Below are 7,766 nucleotides of genomic sequence, written 5' to 3'. Positions count from 1 at the left end.
AACCGTCCACGCAAGGTCTTGGGATGGAAAAGTCCAAGTGAAGTTTTCTTCGGCAAAAAGTTGCGCTTGATTTGACAATTCGTCGGTCGGAAAAATGACTGGATCTTTGTCGATTGGTCAGAAATGGATAAACAGGGTACCGTGGCGGCTGAACAAATCTTATTACTTGAGGATTACAAGACAATTATGACTTGTGGTGAGGTCTTAGGCAAAGATGTGGCGGGCTACCAAGCGAAGTATGACCAGTTGTTTAAGAACTTAATGAAATACTTTTGGGATGATGAACAAGGAGCATTTATTGATAGTTATGAATCGGGTAAGCGGCACGTTACTCGTCATGCTAATATTTTTGCCATTTTGTTTGACGTTGTTGATGAGAACAAACAACAATTAATTTTAAAGAATGTTTTGTTGAATAATGCGATTACTCAAATTACCACGCCGTATTTTAAGTTTTTTGAACAAGATGCTTTATGTAAGCTGGGGGAACAACACCGTGTTTACCAAGTTTTATTAGACTATTGGGGCGGCATGTTAGATCGCGGGGCCGTGACCTTCTGGGAAGAATTCGATCCGTCGCAGCATGGCAAGGATATGTATGCCATGTATGGTGATCCCTATGGTAAGAGCCTGTGCCATGCCTGGGGAGCCAGTCCGATATATTTATTAGGTCGTCATTTTGTAGGATTACGGCCCACGGCTCCAGGATACCAGACTTTTGAGATCAAGCCTGAGTTATCAGAATTTCATCATTTACACACCGTGTTACCCATTAAAGGCGGTACCGTGACTGTCGTAAAAGATCAACACCAACTATCAGTCACTGCTAGCCGAGCTGGTGGGACATTGATTGTGGATGGGCAAAGACAATCTTTGGAACCTAATAGAACTGCGGTGGTCCCAGTGTAAATCTATAAAATGAGTCGTAATAGTCATCTTCTATTTTGGAAGATGACTATTTATTTATAATCAAAGGGCTGTTGAGAAGCAGAAATCAGCAAATATGAGGTGGATTTAATGCCCATAAAAAGATACTGTGATTGTAAACGCTTTAGATGTAAAATGTAAACAAACAGACTAAGGATGTGGCTACTATGGTTAGTATCAGAGATATTGCTCGAATGGCGTCGGTGTCACCAGCCAGTGTTTCGAGAATCTTAAATCATGATCAAAGTTTTAGTATTAACGAAGAAACGCGAAAGCGAGTTATTGATATTGCCAATCAAATGCATTATTCAAAGGATGCAAGCAAGAAAGGGCCTCGTTTCAATCATGACAGTATGCAAATTGGGCTGATACTCAGACATAGTCGAGAATCAGAATTGAATGATCCGTATTTTCATGAGATCCACAGAGGCATTGAATTGGAAGCAGCCAGGTGGCGTATGCGTGTGATAACACCATTTGGAATGAAGGATAAAGCAAAAGAATGGCAAACGTTAAATGATTTTGGTGCCATTATTATGGTTGGCGAAATGACTAATGAAGGCGTTGAAATGGTTAAGAAAGTCAATGACAATGTTATTCTAGTCGATAGTTATTCTGAACATCCAGGAGTAGATGTGATAAAAACTGATTTTTCGGAAAAAACACAAGAAATTCTAGATCTATTATACGAAAATGGACACCGCAAAATTGCATTTATTGGTGGATACAATAGCGTTGTGCGCCCAGATGGTAGTGTCCTTAGGGATAATCATGAGGTGCGTGCAGTTAATTATCGTAACTGGATGAAGTTGCATGATTTACAGGATGGGATCAATGTTAAAATTGGTCGATGGTCCGCCGAAGATGGCATGACACTTGCAAAAGAGATATTACAAGGCAATGATCGCCCGACTGCTATTATTGTCGCTAGTGATCCGATGGCAATGGGTGTTTATAAAGCTATCAGTAACTTTGGATTAACGATACCAGATGATATTTCTGTTGTGAGTTTTGATGATGTTGAGATGAATCAGTATTTGGTGCCTTCCCTTTCTAGTGTCCGTATGGAAGCTCGGGAAATGGGGAAAATGGCGGTGAAATTGGCGCGGGATAGAATGATTGAACCGAGTGGTATGCCGATGCAACTTATTTGTGCAAGCAAATTAATGATTAGGGAATCAGTGAAAAATATAAAAATTTAAATCTCCTATTGTGTAAACGTTTAGTAAACAAATACAATGTTCTTGTAAGCGCTTACCAATATAAAGATAGGAGATCAAGACAGTGAAAAAATTTAGTTCTGGTTTTCAAGAAAAGATGTCCTCGGCCTCACAGGCTATTGGTAATAATCGATATTTATTAAGTTTGCGAGACGGTTTCATGGTCGCTTTCCCAGCTACTATGTTTGGGTCAATTATGGTTATTCTTCAGAATTTGCCGACGACTTTTGGATTTGACAAAGTTATTCCAAAGGGAGTTAACACATTTCTGACAGATTTTTTGGGGCCTGTTAGCAATGCGACAATGTCAATTACTGCCCTATTTATTGTTTTTGGGATTGCGTATCAATTAGCTGGTCATTACCATCAACAAAAGATATTTGCAGGGGCAATTGCACTTTCTAGTTTTATCATGTTGTTACCAATCGGTAATGATAGTAAGCTTGGGGCATTTATTCCAATTTCAAAATTAGGTGCGCAAGGCATGTTTGTTGGGATTATCGTTGCTATTATTTCAACGGAAATTTATTGCAAAATCAGTGCAGCTAACATTACGATAAAAATGCCGAGCTCAGTTCCCCCGATGATTGCGGAGTCATTTATCGCTATCATCCCAGGGGCAGCACCACTACTATTCTTTAATATTATTCGTTACGCATTTACTTTTACTAAGTGGGGCAATGCAGTTGACTTTGTATATGAAATTTTACAACAGCCTCTGATGGGACTAGGTAGTACGCTACCGGCTGTATTGATTGCGGTTGCTGCAACTCAAATTTTTTGGTGGTTTGGTATCCATGGAACGTTACTTGTTAACTCTATTATTGATCCAATTATGGGTGCGTTAGCGATTCAAAATTATGAAGCATATAAAGCTGGTGCAACGCATCTACCACATATTATTAACACGACTTTCATGGGCGTTTTTGTTAATCAAGGGATGCAGTTAGGATGTGCAATTGTTTTTGCGTTTTTCTTAGCTAAATCAGTCCGAATGAAGAAAACGATGAAGATGGTTTTCGCACCTGCAATCTTTAATGTTTCTGAACCAATGACTTATGGATTGCCCATCGTTTTAAACCCAATCTTGTTTGTGCCATGGGTTTTAGCGCCATTGGTTTCAACGACCATTTCTTACTTTGCGATTGCCATTGGATTAGTACCACGTCCGATTGGTGCGACAGTTGTTTGGACGACTCCAATTTTCTTAGCCGGATGGTTAGGTACCGGGTCTATCGCAGGGGCTATATTGCAATTAGTAGATGTCGTTGTGATGACATTGATTTGGATTCCATTTTTGAAGGCCATGGATCGTGAATGGGTACAGGAAGAATTAAAGCCTACACCTGATGACTTAACTGAATAGGGAAGAGTGATGGTATTGAGAACTGACACGCTGTCGTATAAATATCGCTATCGAGCACTAAAATCGGAGTTATATCGTACGCTTATTTCAGAACAATTAAAATATTTTCAACGAACGGATAAAAGTATTCAAGTTCTAACACCTGGAACGACAATAGTGGCAAATTTACAGACAAAAATGCATCAATTAGTCACACAAAATACGATGAAAGTGAATATTATGAAGGCAGATGATACATTTCAGTTGGAAACACAACAGCCCTCAGGGAAAATTATTCAAACGTATAAATTTGATACAGAACGTTCCGGAGCGAAAATCTTGGTTTATTCAGAGCAAAATGTGTTTGAAAGTAATCGTAATCAAATGAACTTTATGATTTTTGGTTTGATGTATAAGTATTTTTATAACCGTGGTGTCAGGAAACGGATGCGATATTTAGATGATTTAGCGCAAAGCGTCGAATAATAAACCGTTCGTATAAGGAGCTCATGACATTGGTTTGTGGGCTCCTTGTACACACTAAATGAATGGTTTAAAAGTAGCAGAAAAGGGATAACTGAAATGATAGTAAGTGGCACGACAAATAAGATGTTTGAAATAATCAATGGACAGACTTTTCATTTATATAATCGTAAAGTTAGCTATGTGCTAACGATTATGGAAAATGGTCAATTAGGGCATTTATATTATGGAAAAAGCTTAGGTCCCTTGTCCATTGCGGATGTGGATTATCTGAAGGCTCAGAATAGTAAATCTGCTGGGACTGTCAAGTTTTCACCAGATACTGGCAATTTTACACTTGCTGATCGGGCTCAAGAATATCCAGTATATGGTTCTTCGGATTTTCGTAAGGGTGCTATTGATATTAGTTATAATCAGGAACCTTGGTATCTAGATTTTAAGTTTGCTGATTATTCGATTACGTCAGATAAGCCACGGAATTTGAACTGCCCTGAATCGTACGCAGTTGGCAGTTTTGAGGCGACACAATTGGATATGCAACTGATAGATGAGGAACATCATCTAGAGTTGGTTGAGCATTTTACAATTTTTGATAATCAAAGTGCGGTGGTGCGAAGCACAACTATTAAAAATTGTTCGAGTAAAACGATTAATATTGAAAATATAATGAGCGCTTCGCTGGAATTACCAGATGACAAGTTTCAAATGGTTAACCTATCAGGTGCATGGCTAAAAGAGCGGCATGTAAAGCTGCACAACTTAGATCAAGGAACTGTTTCAGTAGAATCATTAAAGGGCGCATCAGGACATCAACATAACCCTTTCATTGCGCTGATACGAAGTCAGGACTTAAATCAAGGAGAGGTCTATGCTAGTAATTTAATCTATTCTGGTAACTTTGTGAGTCAAGTTGAAGTAAATGAATGGCACAAGACACGTCTAATGACTGGGTTGAACCCAACCTATTTTGGGTGGAAATTGGAAACAAACGAAAGCTTCAAAACACCCGAAGCCGTTATTTATTATAGTAATCAAGGAATTAACGGGTTGATTGATGCTTCCACAAACTTTACAAAAAGGCATGTAATTGATCGTCGCTGGAATCAAAGAGAGCGGCCAATTGTGTTCAATAACTGGGAAGCAACCTATTATGATTTTGATGAGCAAAAGCTTTTAACACTGGCTCGCCAGGCTAAGCATATCGGAATGGAGTGCTTTGTCGTTGATGATGGCTGGTTCGGTCATAGAAACAATGATCGAAGTTCATTAGGGGATTGGCGAGTTGATCCGCAGAAATTCCCACATGGAATTGACCTATTTGCTAAGCAGATTCATGAGTTGGGATTGCAAATGGGATTATGGTTTGAACCTGAGATGGTATCGCCTGATACCAGTTTATACAAAGAACATCCAGACTGGGTTGTGCGGCACCCTTATAAGTCTGTGTCGATTGGCCGTGGTCAGTACGTATTGGACTTCGCAAATCCTGAGGTAGTCACATCGGTTTATCAACAAATTAAACCAGTCATATTAGCAACTAAATTGGATTACATGAAGTGGGATATGAATCGTAATATTACGGAAGCGTACTCACCATACTTAAATAGGTGTAACATTCCACAAACTGAATTTTTCCATCGATATGCTCAGGGCGTCAATATGCTATACCAATTAATACTAACTGACTTTCCAGACATGCTAATAGAAGGTTGTGCCGGTGGGGGAGGTCGCTTTGACCTTGGCACCTTATTTTATAGCCCGCAAATTTGGCCGAGTGATGATAGTGATGCAGTTGAACGGTTATCAATATTGACTGGAACCACCTTGGCCTATCCCCTATCGTCATTTAGTAATCATGTTTCCGCCGCACCTAATGACCAAGTAGGAAGACAAACTTCACTCGCTTTTCGACAAATGGTGGCTGACTTTGGGCCACTAGGATATGAATTGGATATTTCCAAATTACCGTTGGATGAATTAACACAGATAAAGGAGAACATTGAATTTTATCAGGTCCATCGACAACTTTTTGTGAATGGGAGATTCAGACAATTGCAATCAATTGATCCCTGCACTAATGAGGTAATTTGGAGTGTGGAAAATTCTGATGATACAGAGATTTTTGTTGGATTTTATCGTAAGCTGGCTACCCCCAATGCTAGTATTCTGAATTATGTCAAATTACCTATGATTAATCCAAATCTAACTTATCAAATTGATGGTCGTGAAAAGGTTAGTGGCGCTGTGCTGCAGCAGTTCGGGTTGCGACAACCATATCAATTTAATGGTGTTAATCTTGACACGGCAGAATTATATGGAGATTTTCAATCCCATTTATATCACATTGTCAGTATTGAATAGCTAGGAGTGTGTTGCATGAATAAGTTAGAACTGGTTAAAGGCTTTTTACATGGTGGTGACTACAATCCTGATCAGTGGTTAAAACGACCGGATATTTTGGACCGGGATTATCAGTTGATGGATCAGTCGAAGATTAACACGGTTACTGTTGGTGTTTTTGCTTGGGGACGGCTTGAACCGGAAGAAGGTGTTTATGATTTTGCATGGCTTGATGATGTTTTCGATAAAATGAATAGTCGAAATGGCCACGTGATTTTAGCAACACCAAGTGGCGCACGGCCACGATGGATGAGTCAGAAATATCCTGAGGTTAATCGAGTTGATTCTGAAGGTCGTCGTCATACTCATGGTTTCCGACATAATCATTGCTATTCGTCCCCGATTTATCGAAGAAAGGTACATGAAATCAATATGCGCTTGGCAGAGCGATATGGAGACAATTCAGCGCTTGTTTTGTGGCATGTCTCTAATGAATATTCTGGAGAGTGTTACTGCCCTTTGTGTCAACAAAAGTGGCGGGAGTGGGTCCAGCACAAATATAAGACACTTGAAGCATTGGATGACGCGTGGTGCTCGAGCGTCTGGAGTGGTTTATACAGTGATTGGTCACAATTGTTGCCACCATCACTATTGGGTGATAGCAAAGTTCATGGCATGGATTTAGACTGGCACCGGTTTGTGTCAGATATGACGATTGATTTTTATCAGCATGAGATTCAGCCTTTAAAGAAAGTAACGCCCAATATTCCCGTAACAACTAATTTTATGGCTGAGAGCTTAAAAGAAGGGCAGTATACACCGCTGACAGGGTTAGATTATGGTAGATTTGCAAAGTCTTTAGATATAATTAGTTGGGATAGTTATCCTAGTTGGCATAATCGCTATGAAATTACTGGAGAGCGTAAAATATCTTGTGTAAATGCATAAAAGATTTCTGAATTGTATAGAAATAGGGAATGCCTTCCCTTATGATATTTAGTAATCACAGAAAACATCACAGGAGGCATTCCCCATGAATGAACTTACCACAGAAATTATCGCTGCACTAGCCCAAAAGCAAGATTTGGACGAAGTTTTTCGTCACCACCTCGAAATTGCGATTAACCAGCTGCTTCAAACCGAATTGGCAGAGTTTTTGGGTTACGAACGCTACTCATACGCTGAGATTAACACTGGTAATAACCGCAACGGCAGTTATAAGCGCTCGTTTGATACGAAGTACGGCCAACTTAACTTAACCATTCCTCGAGATCGCAATGGCCGGTTTGAAAATCATACCTTGCCAGCCTACGGTCGTCACAGTGATAATTTAGAAACAACGGTCATTCAGTTGTATACCAAGGGCATTACCACTGCTGAAATTGCCGAACTCATTGAGGAAATGTACGGTGCTCACTACTCCAAAGCCACGGTTTCCAACATGACTAAAG

The 7,766-nt window shown here is 39.8% G+C and carries 6 protein-coding genes and 1 pseudogene; all 7 read left to right on the top strand.

The genetic code is table 11. The annotated features are described in order from the left end of the window. Positions 1-84: 84 nt before the first annotated feature. Positions 85-909, top strand: a pseudogene (locus tag ACOV1R_RS15465) (alpha-rhamnosidase); the annotation flags it as partial. Positions 910-1,094: 185 nt separating this feature from the next. After that, positions 1,095-2,129, top strand: coding sequence for a LacI family DNA-binding transcriptional regulator (locus ACOV1R_RS15460; RefSeq protein ID WP_027822204.1), 1,035 nt, complete (start codon positions 1,095-1,097; stop codon positions 2,127-2,129). A gap of 115 nt (positions 2,130-2,244) precedes the next feature. After that, entirely contained in the window at positions 2,245-3,513 is a 1,269-nt protein-coding gene (locus tag ACOV1R_RS15455) for a PTS sugar transporter subunit IIC (RefSeq protein WP_054519093.1), read from the top strand. A gap of 9 nt (positions 3,514-3,522) precedes the next feature. Continuing rightward, positions 3,523-3,978, top strand: coding sequence for a DUF3284 domain-containing protein (locus ACOV1R_RS15450; protein WP_050480147.1), 456 nt, complete (start codon positions 3,523-3,525; stop codon positions 3,976-3,978). 123 nt (positions 3,979-4,101) lie between these two features. Beyond that, a complete protein-coding gene (locus ACOV1R_RS15445) occupies positions 4,102-6,336 on the top strand; it encodes an alpha-galactosidase (protein WP_015379530.1) in 2,235 nt (744 codons plus the stop codon). A 15-nt stretch (positions 6,337-6,351) separates the two neighbouring features. Next, the gene (locus tag ACOV1R_RS15440; protein WP_089197992.1) at positions 6,352-7,263 is read left to right on the top strand and encodes a beta-galactosidase; all 912 of its coding nucleotides are present in this window, start codon (positions 6,352-6,354) and stop codon (positions 7,261-7,263) included. 85 nt (positions 7,264-7,348) lie between these two features. Then, the coding region (locus ACOV1R_RS15435; RefSeq protein ID WP_424744283.1) for a transposase at positions 7,349-7,766 on the top strand (418 nt) is incomplete at its 3' end.

This window comes from Lactiplantibacillus sp. YT640 (assembly GCF_049745435.1).
Taxonomy (GTDB): domain Bacteria; phylum Bacillota; class Bacilli; order Lactobacillales; family Lactobacillaceae; genus Lactiplantibacillus; species Lactiplantibacillus plantarum.
This window is presented reverse-complemented; position numbering and strand designations above follow the sequence as displayed.

Excerpts from the sequence above, each read along its gene's own strand:
- ACOV1R_RS15455 (WP_054519093.1), top strand. The coding sequence starts at position 2,245 with ATGTCCTCGGCCTCACAGGCTATTGGTAATAATCGATATTTATTAAGT.
- ACOV1R_RS15460 (WP_027822204.1), top strand. The coding sequence starts at position 1,095 with ATGGTTAGTATCAGAGATATTGCTCGAATGGCGTCGGTGTCACCAGCC.
- ACOV1R_RS15440 (WP_089197992.1), top strand. The coding sequence starts at position 6,352 with ATGAATAAGTTAGAACTGGTTAAAGGCTTTTTACATGGTGGTGACTAC.
- ACOV1R_RS15445 (WP_015379530.1), top strand. The coding sequence starts at position 4,102 with ATGTTTGAAATAATCAATGGACAGACTTTTCATTTATATAATCGTAAA.
- ACOV1R_RS15450 (WP_050480147.1), top strand. The coding sequence starts at position 3,523 with ATGGTATTGAGAACTGACACGCTGTCGTATAAATATCGCTATCGAGCA.